The organism is Sphingobium lactosutens DS20 (assembly GCF_000445105.1).
GTDB lineage: Bacteria > Pseudomonadota > Alphaproteobacteria > Sphingomonadales > Sphingomonadaceae > Sphingobium > Sphingobium lactosutens.
Genome location: NZ_ATDP01000071.1, coordinates 135,745 through 161,785 on the forward strand (window position 1 = coordinate 135,745; position 26,041 = coordinate 161,785).

The 26,041-nt window shown below is 63.3% G+C and carries 23 protein-coding genes and 1 pseudogene; 17 read left to right on the forward strand and 7 right to left on the reverse strand.

Going from position 1 to position 26,041, the window contains the following annotated elements:
- The first annotated feature begins 70 nt into the window (after positions 1-70).
- From RLDS_RS54465 to RLDS_RS33460, 3 genes and pseudogenes are all read left to right on the forward strand, one after another.
- A complete protein-coding gene (locus RLDS_RS54465) occupies positions 71-4,354 on the forward strand; it encodes a glycosyltransferase (RefSeq protein ID WP_052034082.1) in 4,284 nt (1,427 codons plus the stop codon).
- A 78-nt stretch (positions 4,355-4,432) separates the two neighbouring features.
- Positions 4,433-5,704: an ammonium transporter gene (locus tag RLDS_RS33455; protein WP_031297499.1), complete on the forward strand. Its 1,272-nt coding sequence runs from the start codon at positions 4,433-4,435 to the stop codon at positions 5,702-5,704.
- Between the two features lie 4 nt (positions 5,705-5,708).
- Positions 5,709-6,559: pseudogene (locus RLDS_RS33460) on the forward strand (glycosyltransferase).
- A 65-nt stretch (positions 6,560-6,624) separates the two neighbouring features.
- Here RLDS_RS33460 and RLDS_RS33465 read toward each other — a convergent pair.
- Positions 6,625-7,956: an MFS transporter gene (locus RLDS_RS33465; protein ID WP_031297500.1), complete on the reverse strand. Its 1,332-nt coding sequence runs from the start codon at positions 7,954-7,956 to the stop codon at positions 6,625-6,627.
- A 187-nt stretch (positions 7,957-8,143) separates the two neighbouring features.
- Between RLDS_RS33465 and cyoA the strand changes: the two genes are divergently transcribed.
- The 8 genes from cyoA to RLDS_RS33505 all read left to right on the forward strand — a co-directional run bounded on the left by cyoA (position 8,144) and on the right by RLDS_RS33505 (position 16,004).
- On the forward strand, positions 8,144-9,271 hold the full coding sequence (cyoA, locus tag RLDS_RS33470) for a ubiquinol oxidase subunit II (RefSeq protein ID WP_084514670.1): 1,128 nt from the start codon (positions 8,144-8,146) through the stop codon (positions 9,269-9,271).
- A gap of 5 nt (positions 9,272-9,276) precedes the next feature.
- Positions 9,277-11,277: a cytochrome o ubiquinol oxidase subunit I gene (gene cyoB, locus RLDS_RS33475; protein ID WP_031297504.1), complete on the forward strand. Its 2,001-nt coding sequence runs from the start codon at positions 9,277-9,279 to the stop codon at positions 11,275-11,277.
- Between the two features lie 5 nt (positions 11,278-11,282).
- The gene (cyoC, locus tag RLDS_RS33480; RefSeq protein WP_021224799.1) at positions 11,283-11,912 is read left to right on the forward strand and encodes a cytochrome o ubiquinol oxidase subunit III; all 630 of its coding nucleotides are present in this window, start codon (positions 11,283-11,285) and stop codon (positions 11,910-11,912) included.
- Positions 11,909-12,349: a cytochrome o ubiquinol oxidase subunit IV gene (cyoD, locus tag RLDS_RS33485; protein WP_021224800.1), complete on the forward strand. Its 441-nt coding sequence runs from the start codon at positions 11,909-11,911 to the stop codon at positions 12,347-12,349. Before cyoC ends, cyoD begins: the two co-directional genes overlap by 4 nt.
- The gene (locus tag RLDS_RS33490; protein ID WP_021224801.1) at positions 12,346-13,071 is read left to right on the forward strand and encodes an SURF1 family protein; all 726 of its coding nucleotides are present in this window, start codon (positions 12,346-12,348) and stop codon (positions 13,069-13,071) included. Before cyoD ends, RLDS_RS33490 begins: the two co-directional genes overlap by 4 nt.
- Positions 13,068-14,393, forward strand: a complete 1,326-nt coding sequence (locus tag RLDS_RS33495) for an ATP-binding protein (protein ID WP_021224802.1) — start codon at positions 13,068-13,070, stop codon at positions 14,391-14,393. The genes RLDS_RS33490 and RLDS_RS33495 overlap by 4 nt, the downstream gene beginning before the upstream one ends.
- On the forward strand, positions 14,383-14,916 hold the full coding sequence (locus tag RLDS_RS33500; protein WP_031297505.1) for a response regulator transcription factor: 534 nt from the start codon (positions 14,383-14,385) through the stop codon (positions 14,914-14,916). The genes RLDS_RS33495 and RLDS_RS33500 overlap by 11 nt, the downstream gene beginning before the upstream one ends.
- A gap of 68 nt (positions 14,917-14,984) precedes the next feature.
- Positions 14,985-16,004 carry an extracellular catalytic domain type 1 short-chain-length polyhydroxyalkanoate depolymerase gene (locus RLDS_RS33505; RefSeq protein WP_236616800.1) on the forward strand — a complete coding sequence of 340 codons (1,020 nt, stop codon included), beginning with the start codon at positions 14,985-14,987 and terminating at the stop codon, positions 16,002-16,004.
- 4 nt (positions 16,005-16,008) lie between these two features.
- On the opposite strand, the gene RLDS_RS33510 is transcribed toward RLDS_RS33505, so the two are convergent.
- Positions 16,009-16,788, reverse strand: a complete 780-nt coding sequence (locus tag RLDS_RS33510) for an SDR family NAD(P)-dependent oxidoreductase (RefSeq protein ID WP_021224805.1) — start codon at positions 16,786-16,788, stop codon at positions 16,009-16,011.
- Positions 16,789-16,804: 16 nt separating this feature from the next.
- Positions 16,805-17,221: a nuclear transport factor 2 family protein gene (locus RLDS_RS33515; RefSeq protein ID WP_161626713.1), complete on the reverse strand. Its 417-nt coding sequence runs from the start codon at positions 17,219-17,221 to the stop codon at positions 16,805-16,807.
- A gap of 164 nt (positions 17,222-17,385) precedes the next feature.
- On the opposite strand from RLDS_RS33515, the gene RLDS_RS33520 reads away from it, so the two are divergent.
- Together RLDS_RS33520 and RLDS_RS33525 are read left to right on the forward strand one after the other, a co-directional pair.
- Positions 17,386-18,186: an SDR family NAD(P)-dependent oxidoreductase gene (locus tag RLDS_RS33520; RefSeq protein ID WP_031297507.1), complete on the forward strand. Its 801-nt coding sequence runs from the start codon at positions 17,386-17,388 to the stop codon at positions 18,184-18,186.
- A gap of 20 nt (positions 18,187-18,206) precedes the next feature.
- Entirely contained in the window at positions 18,207-18,992 is a 786-nt protein-coding gene (locus tag RLDS_RS33525; protein ID WP_021224808.1) for an SDR family oxidoreductase, read from the forward strand.
- Positions 18,993-19,099: 107 nt separating this feature from the next.
- On the opposite strand, the gene RLDS_RS33530 is transcribed toward RLDS_RS33525, so the two are convergent.
- Both RLDS_RS33530 and RLDS_RS33535 read right to left on the reverse strand, forming a co-directional pair.
- On the reverse strand, positions 19,100-19,522 hold the full coding sequence (locus tag RLDS_RS33530; protein WP_021224809.1) for a nuclear transport factor 2 family protein: 423 nt from the start codon (positions 19,520-19,522) through the stop codon (positions 19,100-19,102).
- Positions 19,523-19,605: 83 nt separating this feature from the next.
- Positions 19,606-21,138: a fatty acid--CoA ligase gene (locus RLDS_RS33535; RefSeq protein ID WP_021224810.1), complete on the reverse strand. Its 1,533-nt coding sequence runs from the start codon at positions 21,136-21,138 to the stop codon at positions 19,606-19,608.
- Between the two features lie 165 nt (positions 21,139-21,303).
- Between RLDS_RS33535 and RLDS_RS33540 the strand changes: the two genes are divergently transcribed.
- Complete coding sequence (locus RLDS_RS33540) at positions 21,304-22,065, forward strand: SDR family NAD(P)-dependent oxidoreductase (protein ID WP_021224811.1); 762 nt, start codon at positions 21,304-21,306, stop codon at positions 22,063-22,065.
- Between the two features lie 16 nt (positions 22,066-22,081).
- On the forward strand, positions 22,082-22,858 hold the full coding sequence (locus RLDS_RS33545; protein ID WP_021224812.1) for a ThuA domain-containing protein: 777 nt from the start codon (positions 22,082-22,084) through the stop codon (positions 22,856-22,858).
- Here the strand turns inward: RLDS_RS33545 and RLDS_RS33550 are convergent.
- Together RLDS_RS33550 and RLDS_RS33555 are read right to left on the reverse strand one after the other, a co-directional pair.
- Positions 22,851-23,213 carry a Rieske (2Fe-2S) protein gene (locus RLDS_RS33550; RefSeq protein WP_021224813.1) on the reverse strand — a complete coding sequence of 121 codons (363 nt, stop codon included), beginning with the start codon at positions 23,211-23,213 and terminating at the stop codon, positions 22,851-22,853. The genes RLDS_RS33545 and RLDS_RS33550 overlap by 8 nt on opposite strands.
- 69 nt (positions 23,214-23,282) lie before the next feature.
- A complete protein-coding gene (locus tag RLDS_RS33555) occupies positions 23,283-24,383 on the reverse strand; it encodes an acyl-CoA dehydrogenase family protein (protein ID WP_021224814.1) in 1,101 nt (366 codons plus the stop codon).
- Between the two features lie 213 nt (positions 24,384-24,596).
- On the opposite strand from RLDS_RS33555, the gene RLDS_RS33560 reads away from it, so the two are divergent.
- Both RLDS_RS33560 and RLDS_RS33565 read left to right on the forward strand, forming a co-directional pair.
- On the forward strand, positions 24,597-25,466 hold the full coding sequence (locus RLDS_RS33560) for a helix-turn-helix transcriptional regulator (protein WP_236616801.1): 870 nt from the start codon (positions 24,597-24,599) through the stop codon (positions 25,464-25,466).
- Between the two features lie 164 nt (positions 25,467-25,630).
- A complete protein-coding gene (locus tag RLDS_RS33565; protein WP_021224816.1) occupies positions 25,631-26,038 on the forward strand; it encodes a Zn-ribbon domain-containing OB-fold protein in 408 nt (135 codons plus the stop codon).
- The last annotated feature ends 3 nt before the right edge of the window (positions 26,039-26,041 follow it).

The window sequence follows — 26,041 nt, forward strand, 5'->3', positions numbered from 1 at the left end:
CGCTCCTGACCATTTTGACGATCAGACGACTTCCGAAGCCTGCCCCATATCTGCCCCGCATGGTGCTGGCATGTCGTCCAACCGACTGCCCGCCGGCACCAGACTGGTCGCCTATCCCGACTACCGCTCAACCAATCATTACCAGGACGGCTTGTACCGTTCTTTCGGGACCGACCTGCGCGTCGAATATGGCCCGATCCAGCACGCCATCGACCTGATCGAGGGCTCCTCTGGCAACGAGCCCGTGCTGTTCCACCTGCATTGGCCCGACCCGCTTTTCGCCGATTGCACCGACCGGTTCGACTATCAGGTCCGCGCGAGCGAGTTTTTGCAAGCGATCCGCCTGTTTCAGGCGCGGGGCGGCGCCTTTCTCTGGACGGTGCACAATGCTCTTCCGCACGAACCGATTTTCAAGGACCTGGCGCTGGCATTCCATGCGCGCCTGGCCGCCGCTGCGAACGTCATCCATCTGCATGACGACGCCGCCATGGCCGAACTGCAACGCCATTATGCGGTCGAGGCAAGCAAATGCGTCCTGGCCCCGCATGGCGGCTATGAAGGCTGCTATGGCCGCGCGTTCGACACCCATCAAAGCCGCCAGCTATTGGGCCTCGAACAGGTCCAGTCGCTGATCTTCTGTTTCGGTCAGATCCGTCCCTATAAGGGCGTCGATACGCTGGTGCAAGCGTTCCATTCGCTCGCAGCGCAGCCGGAGCGCGACCATGTCCATCTGTTGATCGCGGGCAAGATGATGGGCGGCTTCACATCTGCCCAAGCCCGCCTGTTGGAAGAATGCCATCCCCGCATTCATGTGATGGACGGCTTCGTCCCCGACGCCAAATTGCCGCTGCTCTTTGGCGCGGCCGACATCATCGCCCTGCCCTATCGGCAGGCGTTGACGTCCGGCGCGTTGATGCTCGCGGCGCTGTACGGCAAGCCTGTTGTCGGCCCTCGCCTGCCCGCACTGGATGCCATCGACGACATGGGTCTGGGCGTACGATATGAAACCGATGACCCCGGCGCTCTGGAAACCGCCCTGGATCAAATGCTGCGCCTGGATCAGGACCAAAGGACGGCAATCCGCCGCGCCGGTCGCAGCTTCTCGAAGGCAAGGTCGTGGGACCGGATCAGCAAAGACTTTCACGATGCCGTTGCTGACAAGCTGGTGCCCGAGACTCGCTCGATTAAGGTCGACGAAAAGGCCCAAACCCTCTCGATCCTGCGACGCGCAAGGCCGGCGAAGGCTTCACTCGCGATCGGCCTGATAGGGTGCGGGAGCCAGGACGATCTCGCGGCCCAAGTGGCGGCACTGAATGAACTGCCGTGCGGGCGTCCACACATTTATCTGTTCGACCGCGATCCGCGGCAACGGCCGCATTTCGGCCTGCACGCGCAAGTCGACACCCTGTTGTGGACTGATGCAGCCACCGGGTTCGCCGAAGCGACCAACGGGATGCTGGAGATGATGCGTGCCGATGGCTGTGAACAGGCGCTGCTGCTCGATCCGGCCCGGCATCTGGATAGCGATGCCCTGGAATCGCTATTGGCGCATGGCCGGTCGGACGCGATCGTGGCGCCCGTGACGATCGGCGACAATGGCCGCATCGCGGCGGGGGGCTACCGCCTCCATACAGAAGCCGATGGCTGCATTCATGTCGAACCGATGCTGGCAGGCGATGACCCGCTGGTTGCGCGAAAGCCGTACAAAGCGCAGGCATCCGATGGCCCGCTGCTGATCGACCTGCGCCTGGTCGATCGCATCGGCCTTCTCCCCGAACATAGGGTTACGGCGCAGGGCTTGATGGACTGGACCCTGCGCGCGACGCGCCAGGGCATTCCCCTGGTCATGACGCCGTCTAGCCTGGCGCGGCCCACCGCTGCGCTGGCCGCCGCCCCCTTTCCCGGCGTAGAGGCACTGTATCATGATGTCCGGGCGCAGGTTCAGCGGGCGATGGCACTGGCCTCGCCGGGCGCATGCGCCAAGCGAGCTGTCATTGCCGATCATTTCGAACGGCGGTCTATCGCGCCCCTGCGCAAAAGCCTTGCTAAATCCCATGCCGATCTGCTCGCTCTGTTTGATCGCTGCGTTCGGGCCGGGATGGAGGACGGCTTAGCCGGCGTCACGGGACCGATCGACGCCAGCGCGCGGATCGACGTGGTGCCATTGACGAACGAGCCTGTCTGCGAAGGCCGTATCGATCGCAAAAATGGCGTGCAACTGGCGGGTTGGGCTGTCGAACGCGCTGCCGATGGCGAACCCTGGCAACCGGCCGCCCTGTGGTTGTTTCGGAACGGCCAGCCGGTGACGCGCATCCTGCCGCGTCTGGAGAGGGCAGACTTGGTGGAGGCGGGCTATGCGAAGCAGGCCGGCTTCAGCCTTGCCATTCCCCAGAACCGCGACGGGGCACTAACGCGCTTTGAGCTTCGCTATGCCGCCACGGGCCGGCGCGTGCCTGTGTCGACGAGCCTGAAGGGCGATATCTGGCATGTGCCCCCGCCCATCACGAACGGCGTGAAGCCGCGACTGAAGGCGATGCTGGAAAGCGTGGCCGACGGCCAGCTGAACGGCTGGGCGCTCGATCTCGCCCACCCCGACATCGCCCTTGGGATCGACATATTCGTCGACAACGAAATAATCGCCCGGAACATCGTGGCCGACATGGATCGCCCCGACCTGCGTCGCGCCGGCCTGGGGGATGGGCATCACGGCTTCAGCCTGCACCTTCCCAACCGCTGCCTGCTCCGCGAAAACCTGTCGATCGAGTTGCGCCTGACAGGAAGCAGCACCAGCCTGACGAAGAAAAGCCTGGCGGTCGTCAATGATGCGCGCGGTTTTTCCCCTTATTTTTCGCTTAGCGACCATCTCCAATGGGGATTTTGCGAAGACCGTATGGGCGCGGGCCATGCAGATCATGCCATCGCTCTGCTCGACCAATTGGAATTGCAGAAGCGCATGCTGCTGTCGCGGGCGCGCGCGGTGCAGGCCGGCACATGTGTCTCGATCATCATGCCGGTGCTGAACCGCGCCGCCATCATTGGTGACGCCATTGCATCGGTTCTGGCGCAAAGCTACCCGCATTTCGAACTCATCATCATCGATGACGGCAGCAGCGATGACCTCTCGGCCGCTCTCGAACGCTATCCCGATCCGCGCATCAAGCTCATCGCAAATTCCCGTAACGAGGGCGTCTCCGCCGCCCGCAACCGGGGTCTGAACCGCGCCTCTGGCGACATCATCGCCTATCTCGATTCCGACAATAGCTGGGATCCCGACTATCTCTCCATCATGGTCGGCGCTCTGGCCGACCATCGCGGCCATGGCTGCGCCTATGCCGGACAGACCGTTTTTCAGGCCGTGGCCAGCCCGACCGATGTTCCCGTGGAAGAACGCAGGGCCATTCGCCTGTGCCCATTCAATCGCAGCCGGCTGGAAGAACGCAATTATATCGACCTCAACGTCTTCGCGCATCGCCGGCATCTGGTGGCGCTGCATGGCGGATTTGAGGAGTCCATGCGGCGGCTGGTCGATTGGGACCTGATCCTGCGATACACGCGCGACGGCCCGCCTTTGATGGTTCCGGCATTGCTCGGCGCCTATCGTGCGGGCGTGGCCGACAACCAGATTACCGCGACAGAGGATTTCGCGCGCAACCGTCGCCGGCTCCATATCGCCAGTCCTGCGGGCCGGATCGCGGGCAGTATGGCGGAGCCACGGCCGCTGAACATTCTCGTGAACGCGCAGTCCGCTGTGGACCTGTCGGCCTGGGCGCTCGCCAATGTGCGACTGCGCGCGTCTGCCGCCGGCAGGATCGCGGGCGTCTGGATGGAGGATGGACGCGCATGGGCCGCGCTCATTGATCCTCGAACGGGTCAGCTGGACGATGCGACGGCGCTCGACAGGATCAGCGACGCGTTTGCCGACACCGAATTGGACAGGTGCATGCTTGTCACTGACAGCGCGCATGTCCTCAGCGCCGACTGGGCGCGCACGATCGAGCGTATATCGCCCACGCGCAGCTATGCCGCCGCCACCGGAAGGCTCTATGGCCCATCGCGCCCTGGCCGCTTTGGCAGTGTCTATCATGACGAAACGCCCCGGCGCATCAGCGCCGACATCATCGAATGGAGCCTCGGCCCGGCGCTCCACGGCCAGTCCTGCGCTTGCATCCCTCGGGATTATGTCTTCATTCCCGCCGAGCATGGCGACCGTCTGCACCTGTCGGCTTCCCTGTCCCGCTCCGTCCCCGACATGCTGGACCGCTATTTCGGCTCCTTCGCCCTCGATCCGATTGCCAGCCTGTATCTGCCCGACCTGATCGCCTGTCATCGCGATGATGTTCCGCCATGGGCGTAAGGCCCCAAGCTTTGGCTTATTGAAGTCTTTACTCTGCCGGGGTTAGGAGAGCGCAATCCTCCTTCACCGGGACATATGATGCGTCTTCTGCCTGCTTTGCCCGCGCTGTTGCTGGCCGCCCTGCCTCAACCGGCCCTCGCCCAGGTCGCAGCGGCCGACAGCGGAGACACGGGGTGGATGCTCGTCTGTTCTGTCTTGCTGCTGATTGCGGCGCTGCCCGGCGTGATGCTGCGCCATGCGGGGCTGGCGAATGTGCGCAATGCGCTTTCGGTGATGACGCAGGGGATCGCCATGATCGCGATCGTCTCGCTCGGCTGGGGGATCGCCGGCTACAGCCTGATCTACGCGCCTGGCGGCGGATGGATCGGCGGGACCGCCAATCTGATGCTCGCCAATCTGGCGGCGCTGCGCGACGGGCTGACGGTTCCTGAATCGGCGTTCGTCGTCTTTCAGATGGCCGCCGCCCTGATCGCGGCCTCGCTGCTGGCCGGCGCCGTTGCGGAACGCACTCGGCTGGCCTGGTTCATGGGTTTTGCCCCCTTATGGTTGCTGATCGTCTATGTCCCCATCACCCATGCCATCTGGGCGGGTGGCTGGCTCGCGCAACTAGGCGTGATGGACTTTGCCGGCGGCCTTGTCGTCCACGAGGCGGCCGGCTGGTCCGCGCTGGCCCTGACGCTGATCGTGGGCGCGAGGCGGCAGGCGTCCATTGCCGGGCATAGCCCCGTGCTGGCGCTGGCAGGCGGTGCATTGCTGTGGATTGGCCTGTCCGGGTTGGTCGGCGGTTGGGCACTGGGTGCGACCGATGATGCAGCCACGGCGCTCCTCAACCATCATTTTGCCGCCTGCGCCGGCGCCTTGCTGTGGATGGCGACCGATCGGCTCCTGGGCGCGCGCAGCAGCGCCATGGGTTTCCTGTCCGGCGCGCTCGCCGGCATCGCCGCCATTGCCGCCTCGGCCGCCTTGGTGGGCAGCGGCGGCGCGATGCTCATCGGGGGAGCCGCCGCGCTCCTTGCCCGGCTGGGCCTGGCGCTCACTCGTCGCTGGATCGACGATCCGGCACAGATTTTCGTCATCCACGGCATCGGCGGCCTGACCGGCGCACTGTTGCTGCCGCTCGGCGTCCTGCCGCTGCTGGGCGGCGTGGGTTTCGAAGCCGGCATCGGCCTCACCGACGCGATCATCGGCCAGCTTGTCGGCATCATCGTCGTGGCCTTCTGGGCCATGGCGGGAAGCGCAATCGCGGCTCTCGCCATATCGGTCATTATCCCGATGCGCGTGACCGAAGAGGTCGAACATGACGGACTGGACGCCATGTATCATGGCGAACAGAGCTGGGACTTCCGCTAAAATCATGACCATCGCGGTCGGCATCTTTGCGCATCAGGAGGAGCGGCGGATCGCCGCCTGTCTCGCGTCGCTGCCGCTCGACCGGCCCGACACGCGCTTTCATGTCCTAGTGAATGGCACGACGGACAGGACAGTCGATTGCGCGAAGGCAGCCGCTGGTGCCGAAACAATGTCATCGTCCATGACATTGCGCAGGGCGGAAAATCGCGAACCTGGAATCATTTCGTCCATGACCTGCTGACCGGCGACGAGGCAGCGGTCGTCTTCATGGACGGCGACGCGGAAATCGCGCCCGGGTCGATCGATGCGCTCGTAGCGGCGCTTGCGCACGATCCCGCCGTCAATGCGGCGGCGGGCATGCCGATGAACGGCCGCAAGGTGGAAGTATATCGCGCTGGGCTCCGCGCGGAAGGCGGCCTGTTCGGCGACCTTTACGCCCTGTCCGGTCGCTTCGTCACCGCCATCCGGGCCAAAGGCCTGCGCCTGCCCGACGACCTTATTGGGGATGACGGGCTGGTGGCGGCCTGGGCGCACACCGATCTGGAGGCGGACAGCCAATGGGAGCATGGCCGTGTCATCGCCTGTGAGGAGGCCGGCTTCGTGGCGGAACAGGTCAGCCTCTGGCGACCAGCCACCTGGATCATGCAATATAAGCGGCTGATCAACTATTCGGTCCGCTTCTATCAGAACCGGATCGTGTCCGACATCATGCTGCGGGAAGGCCCCTGCGGCCTGCCCCGCCGGCTTGCCAGCCTCTATGGCGACTGGCTGCCGCGCTGGCGGCCCCGGCCTGGACTGACAGGCTGGTTCGATCGCAAGGCGCTCGCACGAATGCGTCAGGCACTGCGCACTTGAAACGGATCGCGCCGCCCGGATCTGTGGTCCAGACGGCGCGCAGTTCTTGGGGATTGGGCTGGCCCTTAACGGTCGCGGCCAGCCAGTTCCTTGTTGATATAGAGCGCGACCATGGTCGCGACTGCGCCTGAGAGCAGGTAGACGCCCGAGGCGGCCAGCCCGAACTTGACCGACAGCAGCAAGGCCACCAGCGGCGCAAAGCCCGCGCCGACCAGCCAGGCAAGGTCGGACGTCAGCGCCGAACTGGTGTAGCGCGCTTCCGTCGCAAAGTTGGACGCGACGACACCGGACGACTGGCCGAACGCCAGGCCGAGCAGCATGAACCCCAGGATCATGAAGGCGACTTCGCCCAGATCACCGCCGTTGAGCAACAGCGGCGCCATCAGCGCGAACACCGCGATTCCGCCGGCAGACCAGCCGAGCAGCGAGCGACGCCCGATCTGGTCGGCGACGAAACCGGACACCACGATGGCGAGCAGACCCACCGCCGCGCCGATCATCTCGATCACCAGGAAGCGGTCGATCGGCTGGTCGGTATAGAGCGCGATCCAGGACAGCGGAAACACCGTGACCATGTGGAACAGGGCGAAGCTGGCGAGCGGGGCAAAGGCGCCGATGACGATGTTGCGCCCTTCGCGCTTGACCGTCGGCAGCACCGGCGAGGGGACCAAGTCCCGCTGCTCGAACAACCGCTCAAATTCATGGGTCACAACGATGCGCAGGCGGGCGAAGAGCGCCACTACGTTGATCGCGAACGCGACGAAGAAGGGATAGCGCCACCCCCAGCTCAGGAAATCGGCTTCCGACAGGGTGAGCAAGAAGAAGGCGAACAGACCGCTTGCCACGAGCAAGGCGAGCGGCGCGCCCAGCTGTGGCACCATGGCGTACCATCCACGCTGATGCTGCGGCGCATTGAGCGACAGGAGCGAGGCAAGACCATCCCATGTTCCGCCAAGGGCAATGCCCTGCGCGGCGCGAAGGATGATCAGGACGACGGCGGCATAATGGCCAATAGTCTCATAGCCTGGTAGGAAAGCGATCGCCACGGTGGAGCTGCCCAGCAGGAACAAGGCAGCGGTCAGCTTGGTGCCGCGGCCATAGCGTCGGTCGATCGCCATGAAGATCAGCGACCCGATCGGCCTTGTGATAAAGGCGACGGCGAAGATCGCGAAGGAATAGAGCGTCCCGGTCAGCGCATCGACATAGGGGAAGACCAGGCTGGGGAACACGATCACCGAAGCGATGGCATAGACGAAAAAGTCGAAAAATTCGGAGGTGCGACCGATGATCACACCAATGGAAATATCCCCCGGCGCAACCTTGTGGTCGCGCGCGTTGATCCTGCGCGCGTCATCCTCAAGTGACGTGGAGGTGAAGGCTATGGCCCCTGAACTCATATACATCCGCTCCTTGGCTGGGCCGCCGGTGCGGTATGCTCGTCTTCCAGCGGCCAGGGAATGGCAACATAACAGAAAACCGACAGAGTCTAAGCAGTATCCCGGCCCAGGCAGAATTTTTGCGCCTGCACAGCTTTGGACAAAATGCCCACTGGTCGACTCACGGACGAAAGGCTAGGCGCGCGCCATGTCACAGCCACACTCTCCGCTAAGGATCAGACTTTTGCGCTGGTCCGCTCCGATTCTGGCAGCGCCGCTCGCGGGCTGTAACTGGGTCGTGATGAACCCGTCGGGCGATATTGCACTGCAACAGCGCGACCTGATCCTGATTTCGACAGCGCTGATGCTGCTGATCGTGCTGCCGGTCATGGCGCTCGTCGTCGTCTTCGCCCTGCGTTATCGCGCAACCAACAAGGCGACCGACGTGGACTATGATCCCGACTGGGATCACAGCACCAAGCTGGAGCTGCTGATCTGGTCGGCGCCGCTGCTGATCATCATCGCGCTGGGCGCGCTGACCTGGGTGAGCACGCACAAGCTGGACCCCTATCGACCGCTTGACCGGATCGACGCGAAGACCGCGATCGACCCGAAGGTTAAGCCGATGACGGTGGAGGTCGTCGCGCTCGACTGGAAATGGCTGTTCATCTACCCCGACCTTGGCGTTGCGACCGTCAACGAACTGGTCCTTCCCACCAACGTGCCTGTGCGGTTCGACATTACGGCATCCACGGTCATGAACAGCTTCTACGTTCCCGAACTGGCTGGCCAGATCTACGCCATGCCGGGCATGAAGACGCAGCTGCACGCCGTCGCCAACAAGCCTGTCTCGGGCACGGGTTTTTCCGCCAATTATTCGGGCGCCGGCTTCACCCATATGCGCTTTGGCTACAAGGCGATGGACAAGGCAGGCTTCGATGCCTGGGCGGCGCAGGTAAAGGCCAGCAAGGCCGCGCTCGACCGCACCGTCTATCTGGCGCTCGCCAGGCCCAGCGAAAAGGCGCCGGTCGCCTATTTCGGCGCGACCGACCCCAAGCTGTTCGACGCCGTCGTCAACCTTTGTCCCAAGCCCGGCCAGCGTTGCATGAGCGAGCTGATGCACGTCGACATGATGGGCGGCGCGGGCAAGGAATCGGCGCATGATACGCAGGGGCTGCAATATGACGTCCCCAACAGCCATGTGATCGAACAAAGCGACCAGAATAAGGGGCAGGAAACCGCCCCCGACGCGCCTGGCGCACCCGGTCCGCACCATGAACCGGCGATCGACCATAGCAACCACAGCGGCGCTGACGCGCACGCGCAGCATCGGTAAGGCCCATGACTGGTACACTCACAACAACCCAGATGATCTTCGGTCGTCTGACCTGGGACAGTTTCCCATGGCATGAGCCGATCGTCGTCGCGACCTTCTGCGCCGTCGTCCTGGGCGGCGCGGCGGTGGTCGGCGCGCTCACCTATTTCCGCCTGTGGGGCTATCTCTGGAAGGAATGGTTCACCAGCGTTGATCACAAGAAGATCGGCATCATGTACATGGTGCTGGGCCTCATCATGTTCCTGCGCGGCTTTGCCGACGCCATCATGATGCGCCTGCAACAGGCATGGGCCTTCAACGGGTCCGAAGGCTATCTGAACGCCCACCATTATGACCAGGTGTTCACCGCGCACGGCGTCATCATGATCTTCTTCGTGGCGATGCCCTTCATCACGGGCCTGATGAACTATATCGTCCCGCTCCAGATCGGCGCGCGCGACGTCAGCTTCCCCTTCCTCAACAACTTCAGCTTCTGGATGACCACGGGCGGCGCGGTGCTGGTGATGTGCTCGCTGTTCCTGGGTGAATTCGCGCAAACTGGCTGGCTCGCCTATCCACCGCTGTCGGGCATAGACTACAGCCCGGCAACCGGGGTCGACTATTATATCTGGGCGCTGCAGGTAGCGGGCGTCGGCACGACATTATCAGGCATCAACCTGATCGCGACCATCGTCAAGATGCGCGCGCCGGGCATGTCCCTCATGAAAATGCCCGTCTTCACCTGGACGTCGCTGTGCGCGAACGTGCTGATCGTCGCGTCCTTCCCGATCCTGACCGCCACCTTGGTCCTGCTCTCGCTCGATCGCTATGTCGGCACCAATTTCTTCACGAACGATTTCGGCGGCAACCCGATGATGTACGTGAACCTGATCTGGATCTGGGGACACCCCGAAGTCTATATCCTCATCCTGCCGCTCTTTGGCGTCTTCTCGGAAGTCGTGTCGACCTTCTGCAGCAAGCGCCTGTTCGGCTATACCTCCATGGTCTACGCCACCTGCACGATCATGGTGCTCTCCTACCTCGTCTGGCTGCACCATTTCTTCACCATGGGATCGGGCGCCAGCGTCAACAGCTTCTTCGGCATCACGACGATGATCATCTCGATCCCGACGGGCGCCAAGCTGTTCAACTGGCTCTTCACCATGTATCGCGGCCGCATCCGGTTCGAACTGCCGATGATGTGGACGGTCGCCTTCATGCTGACCTTCACGGTCGGCGGCATGACCGGCGTGCTGCTCGCGGTTCCGCCAGCGGACTTCGTGCTCCACAATTCGCTGTTCCTGATCGCACACTTCCATAATGTGATCATCGGCGGCGTGCTGTTCGGCCTGTTCGCGGCGATCAACTACTGGTGGCCCAAGGCGTTCGGGTTTCGCCTGAACCAGTTCTGGGGCAAGGTCAGCTTCTGGTGCTGGAACATCGGTTTCTGGCTGGCCTTCGGTCCGCTCTATGTGCTGGGCCTGATGGGCGTCACCCGCCGCATGCGCGTGTTCGACGATCCGTCCCTGCAAATCTGGTTCGTCATCGCCGCGATCGGCGCCGCCATCATCGCGGCGGGCATCGGCGCCATGCTCATCCAGTTCGCCTGGTCGATCTGGAAGCGCAAGGAACTGGCGGTCGAGGGCGATCCCTGGGATGGCCGCACGCTCGAATGGGCGACCAGCTCGCCGCCGCCAGAATATAATTTCGCCTTCACGCCGGTCGTCCACGACGCCGACAGCTGGGCGGATATGAAGAAGCACGGCTATCAGCGTCCGCTGTCCGGCTTCAAGGCGATCCACATGCCCAGCAGCACCGGCACCGGCGTCATCCTGGCCGCCCTGTCGACGCTCTGCGGCTTTGCCCTCATCTGGTATATCTGGTGGCTGGCGGGGCTTGGCTTCATCGGCATCGTGGCGGTCGCGATCGCCCATACCTTCAACTACAAGCGCGACTTCTACATTCCCGTAGAGGAAGTGACGCGCACCGAGGAAGAGCGTACGCGCATCCTCGCGGCGGGAGTCTGATCCATATGAGCAGCGCAACTGCAAACGCGCCGGCGGAACCTCGGGCCTATCATCTGCCCGAGGAACCCCACCTCCACGAAGGCCACAGCACCATGCTGGGCTTCTGGATGTATCTGATGAGCGACTGCCTCATCTTCGCCATCCTCTTCGCCACCTATGCGGTCCTGGGCGGCAGCTATGCCGGCGGCCCGGGCCCCAAGGACCTGTTCGATCTCAACCTGATCGCGCTCAACACCGCGATGCTGCTGTTTTCGTCGATCACCTATGGCTTCGCCATGCTGGCGATGGAAAAGAACCGGATCAGCGCGACGCAGGGCTGGCTGTTCGTTACGTTGTTGTTCGGCGGCGCCTTCCTCTTCATCGAACTCTATGAATTTTCGCACCTGATCCATGAAGGCGCGGGCCCGACGCGATCGGCCTTCCTGTCGTCCTTCTTCACGCTGGTGGGCACCCACGGGCTGCACGTCACCTTCGGCTCGATCTGGCTTGTGACGTTGATGGTGCAGGTCGCGAAGAAGGGCCTCATTCCCGCCAACAAGCGCCGCCTGATGTGCCTGTCCATGTTCTGGCACTTCCTTGACGTCATCTGGATCGGCGTCTTCACCTTTGTCTATCTGATGGGAGTCCTGCGGTGAGCGACGCCGTCCACAGCCACAACGCCCACGGCCATGATCATCATGACGATCATCATGAAGAAGGCGCGCATGGCAGCTTTCGCAGCTATATGATCGGCTTCGTCCTGTCGGTCATCCTGACGGCCATCCCCTTCTGGCTGGTGATGACCGGAACGCTGGCGGATGCGCGCGTGACCGGCTTCATCATTCTGGCCTTCGCCGCGGTTCAGGTGGTCGTGCACATGGTCTACTTCCTGCACATGAACAGCCGGGTCGAAGGCGGCTGGTCCTTCATGGCGATGATGCTGACCATCGTCTTGGTCGTCATCGTCCTGTCGGGGTCGATGTGGGTCATGTATCACCTCAACGCCAATATGATGCCGCATGCCGATATGCAGATGGACATGGGCTCGACGCAGGAAATGCGCCTGTCCAATGAAATGAGCGACATGCCGTGACATCGCCTGGAACCGGGGATCGCCGCCGGCGGTCCCCGGCTTTCCTGATCGGCCTGACGCTGATCGCCCTCCTTCTCTTTGCCGGCTTCAGTGCTCTTGGCGCATGGCAGGTCCAGCGCCTCGGCTGGAAACGCGATCTGATCGCGCAGGTGGACGCGCGGATCCACGCTACCCCGGTGCCTGCGCCTGCAAGTGCCGATGCGGCCGACGCATATAAGCGCGTCACCGCCACCGGCACCTTCCTCCATGATCGCAGCACGCTCGTTCAGGCGAGCACGGTTCGCGGTGCCGGCTATTGGGTTCTCACGCCCCTGCGGCAACGGAACGGCGCTTTGCTGATGATCAATCGCGGCTTCGTCCCGCCCGAAGCCAAGACCCGCTATGATCGCCCCGAAGGGCAAGTCACGGTGACTGGCCTGTTGCGCCTCACCGAACCGGGCGGCGGCTTTCTGCGCGCCAACGATCCCGCCGCCGATCGCTGGTATTCGCGCGACATCGCCGCGATCGCCGCGGCCCGGCGTCTGGCGCCGGCCATCACCAGCTATTTCATCGACGCGCAGGCCGGCCCCTCGCCCGACCGGCTGCCCGTTGCCGGGCTGACCGTAATCCGCTTCCCCAATAATCACCTGCAATATGCCATCACCTGGTTCGCGCTGGCGATCATGACAGTGGCTGCCTACATCATCGTCATGCGGCACACGGCACCAGACAAGCGGCCATGACCAGTCCCGCGCCGACCCGCGCGCGCTGGCTCCCCAGCCGCTGGCCGGCCGATGCCGCCGGGCGCAAGAATATGGTGCTGCTGGTCCAGTTGCGCTGGATCGCCATTGCGGGGCAAGTCGCCACCATCCTGCTTGTTCATTTCGGCATGGGCATCCGCCTGCCGATCCTGCCCATGCTGGTCGTACCCTGCATCGCGGCGGCGATGAATGTCGGCAGCATATTGGTCGTGCGCGGGCGCACCGATATCAGCCATGCCGAACTGTTCCTCGCCCTTCTCTTCGACGTCGTCGCGCTGACGACGCAGCTTTATTTGAGCGGCGGGGCGACCAACCCCTTCATCTCGCTTTATCTGGTGCAGGTGGCGCTGGGCGCGATGCTGCTGCATCACTGGAGCGCCTGGGGCATTGTCGGCGTGTCGGCCCTTTGCGCGGCCGGACTGACCTTCGTCTACCGGCCGCTCGATCTCACCGAAACGCTCGAAGGCCATTTGTTCGACCTGCATATCATTGGCACCTGGGTCTGTTTCGTGATGATCGCGGTGCTGCTGGTCCTGTTCATGACCCGCATCAACCGCAATCTCCAGGACCGCGAAACCTATATGGCCAAGATGCGGCAACATGCAGCGGAGGAAGAACATATTGTGCGCATGGGGCTGCTCGCATCCGGCGCTGCGCATGAACTGGGCACGCCGCTGGCGCAACTCGCCGTCGTGCTGGGCGACTGGCGACATATGCCCGAAGTCAACCGTCACCCAGTCCTGATGGAAGAAGTCGGCGAAATGCAGGCCGCCGTTCAGCGTTGCAAGGCGATCCTGAGCGGCATCCTGCTGTCGGCAGGCGAAGCGCGCGGCGAAGCGCCCATGGTAACGGATGTTCGCGCCTTCATCGACGCCATCGCCCAGCAATGGCGCGCCGCCAATCCGGACCTGCCCCTGCGCTGCGACTTCGGCCCGCATGACTATCCCCATATCATCGCCGATCCGGTCATCCGCCAGGCCGTCACCAATCTTCTGGACAATGCGCGGGAGGCTGGGGCGACCTACATCAACCTGATGGTCAGCCGGGACCGGGAATGGCTCCACATCGCGGTGCGCGACAATGGTCGGGGATTCAGCCCCGACATGCTGGCCGATTTCGGCAAGCCCTATCGATCGAGCAAGGACCGGCAGGGCAGCGGCCTAGGCCTGTTCCTGGTCGTGAATGTCGTGCGCAAACTGGGCGGCCGTGTGGACGCCAGCAACGGCGCGGACGGCGGCGCGATGATCCAGATGCGCCTGCCGCTGGCGACCGTCGCGCTTGAGGAGGATGGCGATGTCGACTGACAAGCAATTGCTGATCGTGGAGGATGACGAGGGATTTGCGCGCACCCTGAAACGCTCCTTCGAGCGGCGGGGCTATGACGTGCTGTCCGCCGATAGCCTGGAAACGGTGACGGCCTTGCTGGCGTCACGCCGCCCCAGCTTCGCGGTCGTCGACCTGAAACTCGGCGCGCAGTCGGGCCTCGCCTGTGTTCAGGCCCTGCACGAGCATGATCCTTCCATGGTGATCGTGGTGCTGACTGGCTTTGCCAGCATCGCGACGGCAGTTGAGGCGATCAAGTTGGGCGCGACCAACTATCTCGCCAAACCATCCAATACCGACGACATCGAAGCCGCTTTCGCGCGTTCCGGCGGCAATCCCGATGCGCCGCTCGCGCCCCGGCCCACCAGCATCAAGACGCTGGAATGGGAGCATATCCATGAGGTGCTGAAGGACAGCGACTTCAACATATCGGAGGCAGCCCGGCGCCTGGGGATGCATCGCCGCACGCTCGCGCGCAAACTTGCCAAGCGGCAGGTCGGCTAGGCCACGCCGGATCATTGTTCCGCCGCCGACGTTATGCCTGCATGCCCAAGGGCACGAAGGGGGACAGCATGGCCGACATGTTCAAGACATGGCGCAAGGCGACGCGACTGGCGCAACGCCGACGCCCGCTGTCTGCCGCGTTCGCGTTGCAGGATTTGTTCAAACCCGGCCCGTCTCCCACCATCCGCAAACGAACCAGGCCCCAGTCCCGGCCCCGGCCCACACGGCCGCCTCCGGGCAGCTTCATCGCTGGAAACCATAAGAGCCGATCTGGCGTCATCGCCTATCGCCTCTATACCCCCGTTGGTTCACCGCGACGGCGCATGCCCCTAGTCGTCATGCTGCATGGCTGCACCCAGACTGCGGAGGATTTCGCGGCAGGCACGCGCATGAACCGGCTGGCCGACGAACTTGGCTTTCTGGTCCTCTATCCCGAACAGTCGCAAAAGGCTAATTTTGCGCGCTGCTGGAACTGGCACGCGCCCGAAAATCAGCGAGCTGGCGCTGGCGAAGCCGGCATGATCGCGTCGCTGACCCGTCATGTCATCGACCTGTGCAACGCCAACCCCGCCCGGGTCTATATCGCGGGCATTTCGGCAGGGGGCGCGGCCGCCGCCATCATCGGCGCTGCCTATCCCCGTCTTTATGTCGCGGTCGGCGTCCATTCCGGCGTTGCAGTCGGTGATATCCAGACACTGCAATCGGCCCTGACGGCCATGCGCGGCAAGCGGACGGCACAGCCTGCGGGAAAATTGCCCCGGCAACTGCCGACCATCGTCTTTCATGGCGATCAGGACAAGGTGGTGCATCCCTCCAATGCCGGCGGGTTCCTACATAATCTGGAGCGCGCGGGCATGGGGCCGCTGACTTTGCGGACGGTGACGGGCACATCGGACGGCGGCCGCGCCTTCACGCGCCGCATCTACCAGGAACGAAGCGGAAAGCCTTTGCTGGAGGAATGGACGATTCACGGCAGCGGTCATAGCTGGTCGGGCGGCAGCCCATTGGGGTCGCATACCGACCCCGCCGGGCCGGATGCCTCCCGCGAAATGCTGCGTTTCTTCCTCGCCCGCAGGCGGGGTGGTTGACGGATCAGACGCCCGTCATGCCCGCCGTGCTTGCGCCGTCTATCACATAGTCCGCGCCGCTGATGAATGCGGCTTCATCCGACGACAGATAGGCAACCAGCCCGGCGACCTCTTCCAGCCGCGCCATGCGGCCCATCGGCGACATGCCGTTATAGGCCGCCCGCGCCGCATCGGGATCGGGGCAATTGGCGATGATGCCCGCAATCATGTCGGTTTCGACGACGCCAGGCAGGATGGCGTTGCACCGGATGTTGAGCTTTTGCTGCCCACAATGGATCGCCACGGACTTGACCATCGCCACGACCGCCGCCTTCGTCACCGAATAGCTGATATAGTTGCTGAGCGCCCGATGCGCATTCATCGAGCTGTTGACGATGATGGACCCGCCCGGCCCGCCCGGATTGCCCTTCATCAGCGCGATCGCCGACTGGATGGTCAGCAATACGCCCGTCTGGTTGATCGCGACGATCTCGTTCCAGGCGTCAAGCGTCACCGCTTCGATATGGGCATCGCCCCTCTCGGTGCCCGCATTGGCGAAGGCGATGTCCAGCCGGCCGAAATCGCGACCGATCCGGTCCTTGACCACCGCCCAGTCATCGGGGCTTTGCACGGCCGCCTGAACGAAGGTCGCGCCGGTTTCGTCGCACAGGCTTTGCGCCTTTTGGGCGTTCGACCCGGTGAAGATGACGCGCGCGCCATCCGCGACCAGCCGCTGCACGCAGGCGCGCCCGATGCCCGACGTGCCGCCGGTGACGAGCGCGACCTTGCCGTTCAGATTGGCCATGGCTCCACCCCCTTCCTTATGCCGCGATCAGGCCGGTCGCGCGCGCGATGGCGGCGGTGTCGAAATAATAAGGCGTAATGCCGCTGAACTGGTCGCCGCGCAGATGAAATACCTCCGTCAGCGGCATCCGCAGCCGCTCGCCATTATGGCGCGAGGTGGCTGTCACGACCACCATGGCAACGGCATGATCCTCGCCAACGCAAATGTCGCCGGTTTCCAGATCCGGATCGTCCCAGAAGGAAAACACCTTGGTAAACAGGGCCTGAAGCGCGCCCTTGCCTTCGTACACGCCGGCAAAGGGCAGGCTGTCCGCCTCCAGAATACGGAAATCATCCGTCAGCATGGCTTCGACCGCGTCCCATTCGCCCGCTGCGCTCAACTGATAGATGCGCTCGACCATGGCCTTGACCTCATTGTATCGATCCATGTCCATGGCCATCCGCCTCCTTCATTATTCTGGTTTGCCCGTCATGCGCGCTGGCGCGATCAGCGTCACCCTGCGAAAAAACGCAGGTGTTCTTCTTCCCGCGCGCGCGGACAAGAGCAATGGGAAATCATCGTCGGCCTCGCGGGGCCGCGCAGAGAGGATGGCGCGCCATGGCAGGCAGGCTGGAAGGCAGAATAGCATTGGTAAGCGGCGGATTGCGCGGCATCGGTCGCGCGATATGCGACGCCCTGTCGAGCGGGGGCGCGCTGGTCTACGTGACCGATCTCGATGCGCCCGACGCTGCGGATGTCACGGCAATGTGCGCCGCCATGCCGGACGCGCGCTACATCCAGCTCGACGCCACCAGCGAAGCAGCATGGCAGGCCGCGCGCGAGCAGGTGGAGCGCGAACAGGGTCAGCTCGATATTCTGGTGAACAATGTCGGCGCGGACCTGACCGGCAAGGTTCAGGATCTCAAGCTGGAAGATTGGCGACGGCTGATCACCCTGAATCTGGACACGGTGTTTCTTGGCACCAAGACGTTCCAGCCGCTGCTGGCCAAGGGCGGCGCTTCGACGCCCTATGGATCGAGCATCATCAATATCTCCTCGATCATGGGTCTGGTCGGCATGGGTGAAGTATCGGCCTATAATGCATCGAAAGGTGGCGTGCGCCTGTTCACCAAATCCAATGCGCTGGAATTTGCCGATGCCGGCATTCCGATCCGCGTCAATTCGGTTCATCCCGGATTTGTCGACACGCCGCTTCTGCGCAAGGGCTTCGAAGCCTGGGCCGCGCGAAGCGGCGAAACCGCTCAGGCGATGATCGACGCCATGGCAGCGACCACGCCGATCAAGCGATTGGCCCAGCCCAGCGAAATCGGGAAGGTCGTGGCGTTTCTAGCCAGCGACGACGCCAGCTACATGACCGGCAGCGAAGTGGTGGTGGATGGCGGCTGGACCGCGCGTTGAGGCAAAAGGAGACGATGGGCATGAACGACAAGACCAGCCTCAGCGGCACAGTGGCATTGGTGACGGGGGCGGCGGGCGGCATCGGCCGGGCCACCGTCGCAGCCCTTGCCAGATCGGGCGCAACCGTGGTCGCAAGCGATATCGCCGCCAACACCGAGCTGGCTGACGCGGCGCTTTATGTCCAACTCGATGTCACGGACGAGGCGGCATGGCAGGATGTGATCGCGCAGATCGATCGTGAATTCGGCCGGCTGGACATATTGGTCAATAATGCCGGCATATCCGTCACCAACAGCATCGCCAGCACCAGCCTTGCCGAATTTCGCCGCTGCATGGCAATCAATGTCGACAGCATTTTCCTGGGCACGCGCTCGGCGCAGTCGCTGCTCGCGAAAAGCGGTGCCGATCGGCAGGGGGGATCGTCGATCATCAACCTGTCGTCGGTGGGCGGGTTGCGCGGCGCGCCCTTCATGTCGACCTATTGCGCCAGCAAGGGCGCGGTGAAACTCTACAGCAAATCGGCGGCGCTGGAATTTGCGCTGCTCAAGCTGCCGATCCGGGTCAATTCGGTGCATCCCGGCGGGATCGAAACCAACATGATGGATACGATCTTCGCGCGCTATGTCGAAGAAGGCCTGTTCCCCGACCTGGACGCCGCGCGCGCCACGGTATCGGCGGGCCACGCCATGAGCCGGATGGGAAAGCCGGAAGAGATAGCGGAAGGCATCGTCTATCTTGCCAGCCCGGCGGCCAGTTTCATGACCGGATCCGAACTGGTGATCGACGGCGGAATGACCTCTCGCTGATACGGGAAAGGGCCTGGATCGTCCGGACGATCCAGGCCCTCCTTTCGCCGTCGACCCGTTATGTGGAGAGATGGGCCGGAGCGAAAAGGTCTGTACACACCACCTTGTCAGGTCTGGTGCAGGATCGAGAAGACCCGCTCGGCAAAGAGCCATTCGCCATTCTGCTTCACCAGCTTGTCGTTGTAGCAGGCGCGCGCACGCTTATCCTTGCCGGTGTCGGGTTCGGTATAGACTTCTGAAAAATAGGTGCGGGCTTGGGCGGTGTCGCCATCGACGCGGATCATCCCCGGCATCGCGACGAAGGATAACTCCGGATAGGCCGGCATGGCGCTGGCCCACAAATCCATGATCGCCGCACGCCCGGACACGACCCCCAATTGCGGATAATGGGACAGGTCCCAGTGCGACTCTTCGGCCCAGAGGCTGGTCATCAGGTCACGATCGCAGCGATTGACCGCATCGGCGTAGCTTTCCATGAGTTCGCGGATCGCGATCCGGTCCTCCAGCGGCCCTGTATAGTTGCGGCTCATGTCTGCTCTCCCTCCCCTCCACAGCTTTGATGGGATGATGGTAGGCCAGCATCGCGCGTCGCCCACCTCCTGAAAATGGCAGGTCAGCGATATTGGTCGCGCAGCACGCGGCGCAGCACCTTGCCAGAGGGGTTGCGGGGCAAGTCGGATTGGAAATCCACTGATTTTGGCGCCTTGTAGGCCGCAATCCGCTTGCGCGCCCATGCGATGATCTCGCTTGGCTGCGGCTCAGCGCCCTGGGTCGGGACGACGATCGCCTTGACCGCCTCGCCCCATTTGCTGTCCGGCACACCGATCACCGCCACGTCGGCGACCAACGGATGGCTGATGATGGCCTTCTCCACCTCGGCGGGATAGACATTCTCCCCGCCGGTGATGATCATGTCCTTGATCCGGTCGGCGAGGTAGACATAGCCATCGGCATCCATGCGTGCAGCGTCACCCGTGCGCAACCAGCCGTCCGCGTCGATGGTTTGGGCCGTGGAGTCCGGCCGCCCAAAATAGCCCGCCATGTTGGATGGGGACCGGATCGCCACCTCGCCCACCTCCCCCGCCGGCAGCACATGGCCATCGGCATCGAGAATGCGAATATCCACGCCCGGCAGCGCCCGCCCGATGCTGGCCATGCGATCATTGCCACGCACGTCATGATCCTCCGGCGCCAGCCCGGCGATAGTCCCGGCTGTTTCGGTCATCCCGTACATCTGGGCAAAGCCGCACCCGAAGATGGTGATCGCCTGTTGCAACAGGTCGAGCGGGATCATCGACCCGCCATAGCAGATCGTTTCCAGAAAACTGAAATCGGTCTGCGCCGCGCGCGGATGGTCGCACATGATGCGCAGCGCCGTTGGCACGATCATCAGCTTCGTGATGCGGTGCTCCACCAACAGGTCGAGCACCCTGTGCGGATCAAATTCGCGCACCACCACCGCCTTCGCCCCATGCTGAAGCGCCCAGAGCCCCCAGCCCGACCCGCTGATATGAAAGATCGGCATGGCGACCAGCGCCACGTCCCGCGACGACCAGACGAACCAGCCCGGCAAGGCGTCCTGCGACACATTATCGCGCAAGCCAAGCAGGCTGCGGTTGGTCAGCATCGCGCCATTGGGATTGCCGGTGGTGCCGGAGGTATAAAGTTGCAGCGCGACATCCTCATAGCCGCCATCGTGATGAGGGTCCGCTTCGGATTGGCTGTCACGCCAATCCGCATAGAGATCGCCGTCGCTCGCGGCTTCCGTCAAAAGGACGGGACAGGATGGCGCAGGGTCCAGCCGCGCGGCGAGTTCCGGGTCCACGACCAGCAAAGCGGGCCGGCAATCGGCCAGGATATAGGCAATTTCCGGCGGAGCGAGCCGCCAATTGACGGGCGTCATCACCATGCCTGCGCGGATCGCCCCCATCCAGATTTCGAAATAGGCGGCGCTGTTCTTGCCCAGATAGGCCACGCGGCTGCCCGTTGGCATAGCCATCGCCCGTAGGCCGTTCGCCACCTGGCTGGCGCGACGATCCAGCAAGGCATAGCTTATGCTTTCGCCTTCAAAGACGAGAGCCTCCGCATCCCCCTGATCGCGCGCATGTGCCCGCAGATACTGGCCTATCGTTCTGCGCTCGCCCATGTCTGGCCTCCTCCTCCCGCCTTGAAGCCCGCACCATAGAGTGCCCAAGAAGCATGCGCCCCTGTCAATTTCCATGGGGGCCCGCGAGGACTGGCGAAATCGTCAGTGCCCGAACGCCCCCAACGCCATATGATGCGCCATCATCGTGGAACAGGAGAGACCCGCATGGACCTGGGCTTGAAGGGGCGTAAAGCCATATTGATCGGCGCCAACGCCAGCGTCGGACGCCATACCGCCGAAGTGCTGGCGCAGGAGGGGTGCCATGTCGCGCTGTGCGGGCGGACGCAGGACAAGGTCGACCGGGTAATCGCTACCGTCAAGGACTTCGGCGTGGAGGCCTTTGGCAAGGCGGTCGATGCACGCGATGCGCAGGCACTTCCCGCCTTCATCGACGAAGCCGCCGCCGCGCTGGGCGGATGCGATATCTTCATCAGCTTCGTGTCGGCCAATCCGGGCGAGGACAGCGACGATGGCTGGATGACGGTGATGAACGCCGACATCCTGCCCCTGTCACGCGGTATCCGCGCGGCATTGCCCCATCTGCAAAAATCCGATGCCGGCTCCATCGTCACCCTGTCATCCACCGGAGCGGTGGAGGAGTTCATGGGGCCGCAACCCTATAATGCGCTGAAGGCCGCCGTCATCAATTACAGCAGCGCATTGGCGCAGAAACATGCCGCGGACGGCATTCGCGTCAACTGCCTGATCCCCGGTCCCATTTACACTGACGATGGTCCCTGGGCTGGCATCAAGTCCGGCATGCCCGACTTTTACGACATGATCCTGTCGCAAATTCCGATGGGCCGCATGTGCAGCGGCGAGGAAATCGGCAAGGCGATCGCCTTCGTCGCCTCGCCCGCCTGCCGGTTCATGACGGGCGCCGGCGTCGTGGTGGACGGCGGCTTCACCAAACGGGTCCAGTTTTAAGGCAGGAGCGGCGCGGATGAGCGAGGAACAGCCGGAAAGGCTCAATTGCGTGCTGATCGCAGGCGGGCTTTATCATGATTTCGATTTTGCCCGCCTGGAACTGTTGAAACTCCTGGCGGAGGATCCGCGGGTGCGAACCCGTGTGTTCGAAGATTATGGGAATATCGAGGCGATCCGTGCGGCCGATTTCCTGATCACCTACACCTGCGATGTCACCCCCCCGCTTGCGGTGCAGGAAGCGTTGCGGGATTGGGTGGCGCAGGGTGGACGCTGGTATGCGCTGCATGGGACCAATTCGGTGCTGCGCCTGTTCGACAATGGCCTTTATGGCGCGCCGCGTTGGGCGCCCTTGCTGATGGAGACGCTCGGCACCCAGTTCATCGCCCATCCGCCGATCGCCCCCTACAGGGTCGAGGTCGCCGATCCCGACCATGTGCTCACGCAAGGGATCGAGCCGTTTGAAACCATCGATGAGCTGTATCTGATGGAACGGCATGGCGATCTGCACATCCTGCTCGACACCCCGTTTGAAGGCGACGCCACCGGCTTTGACGAGCATGAATGGGCGCACGACCGACACCCCGTGCTCTACATCAAGACCCAGGGCGAGGGGGCGGTGCTCTACAATACTTTAGGCCATTGCCGCGGCCATTATGACATGCAGCCCTTCCTGGACTGGTGGCCCCAGGTGGATCGCTGCGCCTGGGACCTGCCGGTCTTCCATGATCTGCTGCGGCGAGGCATCGCCTGGGCCAAGGAGGGGAAAAGCGCCCGCACGCCAACCGTCAGCTAAGCGGCGTCACAGGCAGATGCTCGGCGCCCGGCGCTTCGTCGGGCACTGCCACCTCGATCCAGCCATCAACTTCGCGCACCGAAAAGCGCAGGAGCGGCGCATAGCCCGCCCCGCCCAGACATTCGCCATTGTCCAGCTTGAAGCGCGCGCCATGCAGCGGGCACATCACCGCGCCACGCCGGACCCGTCCGTCGGGCGTAAAGCTTGCCGCCTGATGCGTGCAGCGATTGATAAGCGCATGGAACGCCCCCTCTTCGCGGGCTATCAGCACGGGCCAGCCATTGACGACGAAGCCCGCCAGCGAGCGATCGGGAACATCCTGCGCCAGAACGACGCGGTGGTAAGTTTCAGGCATATCTCTTCCTGTTGTTATCTCGCCGGACTGTGCCATCGCAAAAGGCGACGGGAAAGGGCAATCGCGGCTTCAGGCCGCCCGGCACAGATCGGCATAGTCGCGCAGGTCATGATCCGCATCGCCAAGCAGGCGGGTGAGCAGCAAGGCGCGCTTGAACGCCTGCCCCACCATCAGTTCCTCGGTGGTGCCGATGCCGCCGTGCAATTGGACGGCGTCCTCCGCGATTTTGACGGCGGCGGCGCTCACATAGGCCTTGGCCCCCACGATTGCGGCATGCGCCTCTTTGCTACCGGCGGATTGGGCCGCGGCGCGATAGAGCTGGGACCGGCTGAGTTCGACCAGTGCATAATCATCCGCCAGGCGATGCTGGATCGCCTGAAACCGACCGATCGGCTGGCCGAATTGATGGCGGGTCTTCACATAATCGAGCGTGGCGTCGAACATATGGCCCATCAGGCCCACCAGCTCGGCGGTGATGGCCAGCCGCGCCAAGTCCAGCACGGCATCCAGCGCGGCCGCGCCATCGGGCAGCCGGATGGCCGGAACGTTGTCCAGACGCAGGTCGCTCGCCACCGATCCATCGACCAGCCGGTAATCCTTGCGATGCAGGCCGGGTGCATCGGCGACAATGAAATAGACAGAAGTAACGCCCTCATCATCCTGGGCGCTGACCAGCAGGGCATCGGCAAAAGGCGCGCCCATGACGCAGATTTTCTCCCCATTGAGCCGGACATCGTCCTTCCCCGTGGCCCGCATATCGATCGTGCGCGGCAGGTAGCGGCCTGACCGTTCTAGATGGGCAAGCGCGCAGAAACGCTCTCCCGCAGCAATCGCCCGCAGCCACTGCGCTCGCAAATCCTGATGCCCGCCTCTATCCAGCAGGGTTGCGCCGAGCAGGATCGTGGCCAGATAGGGTTCGACGGCGACTGCGCGCCCAAGGGATTCACCGAGCGTGATCAGTTCGACCGCGCCGCCGCCCATGCCGCCCATATCCTCCGGCAGCGGCAGCGCCAGCAAACCCATGTCGGCAAAGATCGCCCAGTTTTCGCGCGCAAATCCCTCCGGCCGGGCCACATAGGCCAGGCGCTTGGCCGCATCATAACGGTCCGCCACGAAGCGATCGACCAGATCCTTGAGCATGGTCTGCTCGTCGTCGAGATCGAAATTCATGGCGCTTTCAGTCCCCTGCTCCAGAGCGGTTTGCGGTCCGGGATCGCATGGCCCCGGTTCGCTCCGTTAAAGCATTATGACAGCGGCTCAGCCGACTGCGCTTTCCGCTAGGAAGCGCGCGGGGCGTGCCATATCGCCCCACAACGACCTATGACTTGTCACAGGTTTTTGGACGCTTGTCTAAGCATTGTGGCAGGCGTAGCCTCCTTGGCTATGGAGAGAACAGACGACTCATTCGTCGCCTGCATGGACCGCATCGACCAACAGAGCATCAGCCCGGTCGATTTTCGGACACGCAGGCAGGGCACCATCTGCATCGCGTCGATCGACGATGTGCGACCAGCCGCGGAGGCGTTGCGGGACCTGGCGAGGGAACTCAGCAATTTCCGCGTAGCCGCCTGCGCCAACATCGCGTCGAAATCCGCGATGACGGACGCGGACGGCAATCCGCTGGCATCGTCCATATTCGGCTGGCCGGGGTCAAAGGACCAGTGGTGGAAAAAGCCGCTTCTGGCGCTCAGCTCCCCCCTTCCCTTCGCCTGCCGCTACGAAAGCGAGCCTTTCTGGGCCAATGCCCATGGCATCTACACCCGCGCACCCAATCCGCTCTTGGACCAGATCGACCTGTCGCACTTCGCCGATGAAGTGAACGCGCCCGCCGCGATCGTCATTCCTGTACACCTGCCATTCGGCCAGATCGGTGTCGTCAGCTTTTCGCCCATCGATGAACGGCGGAGCGACCTGTCGCGTGAGTTTGATCTCTACGCCGACGTACTGGAATATCAGGCCCGGCGCTTCATCAGCGGCTATTCGCGTGTCGCAAGCCAGCGCCATTGGATTCCGCGCAATTGCCGCCTGTCCAAGCGCGAAGTCGAATGTCTGCGCTGGGCGGCGCTGGGCAAGACCGATGTCGAGATTGCGATGATCCTGTCGCGCAGCTGCGCCACCGTGCGCTTCCATATCCACAATGCCGCGACCAAGCTAGAGGCGGTCAACCGCAGCCAGACCGTGTTCAAGGCAACCCAGCTCGGCTACCTGGGCAGCGTCGCCGTTTCGGCTGCGCAAGGCCATAATCACGCCTGATCAACCCCGCCTATAGTGACCTCCCCTGCCCCGCCAGTCCACTGGCGGGGATTCCTTTTTGTCCACCCCGGCGCGGCCATTCGGGCCAACCTATGCTTTCTTACAGAAGCCATCGCGCGCTGCCCTTTCCATACTCCATCGGGTCAAGAGGGAGAGCATCGCCTGTGGGGCAGACCATAGACATAGCCGAGGGATTGTTCGTCGATACGCCGCATCCGACCCTGATCGGCGGGCGGCATCGCCAGACCGGTCGCATCGTCTTTCCCTGCCCGACCGGCAACCCGGACTATGAGCCGATGCTGCTCCCGCGTCGGGGCACGCTCTGGTCCTGGACGGTGCAGCGGTTCCGGCCTAAGTCCCCGCCCTATGCTGGGCCTGAAGAATTTTCGCCCTTTGCGCTGGGCTATGTGGAGTTGCCGGGCGCGGTGATCGTGGAGGCCCCCTTTGCGGATGTGGCCTTCGACAATCTGCGGATCGGCATGGAGATGGAAACGGTGCTCATCCCCCTCAATCATGACGGGCAAGGACGTACCATTCGCACCTTCGCCTTCGCACCGGCGCGAGAGGGTTAAGCC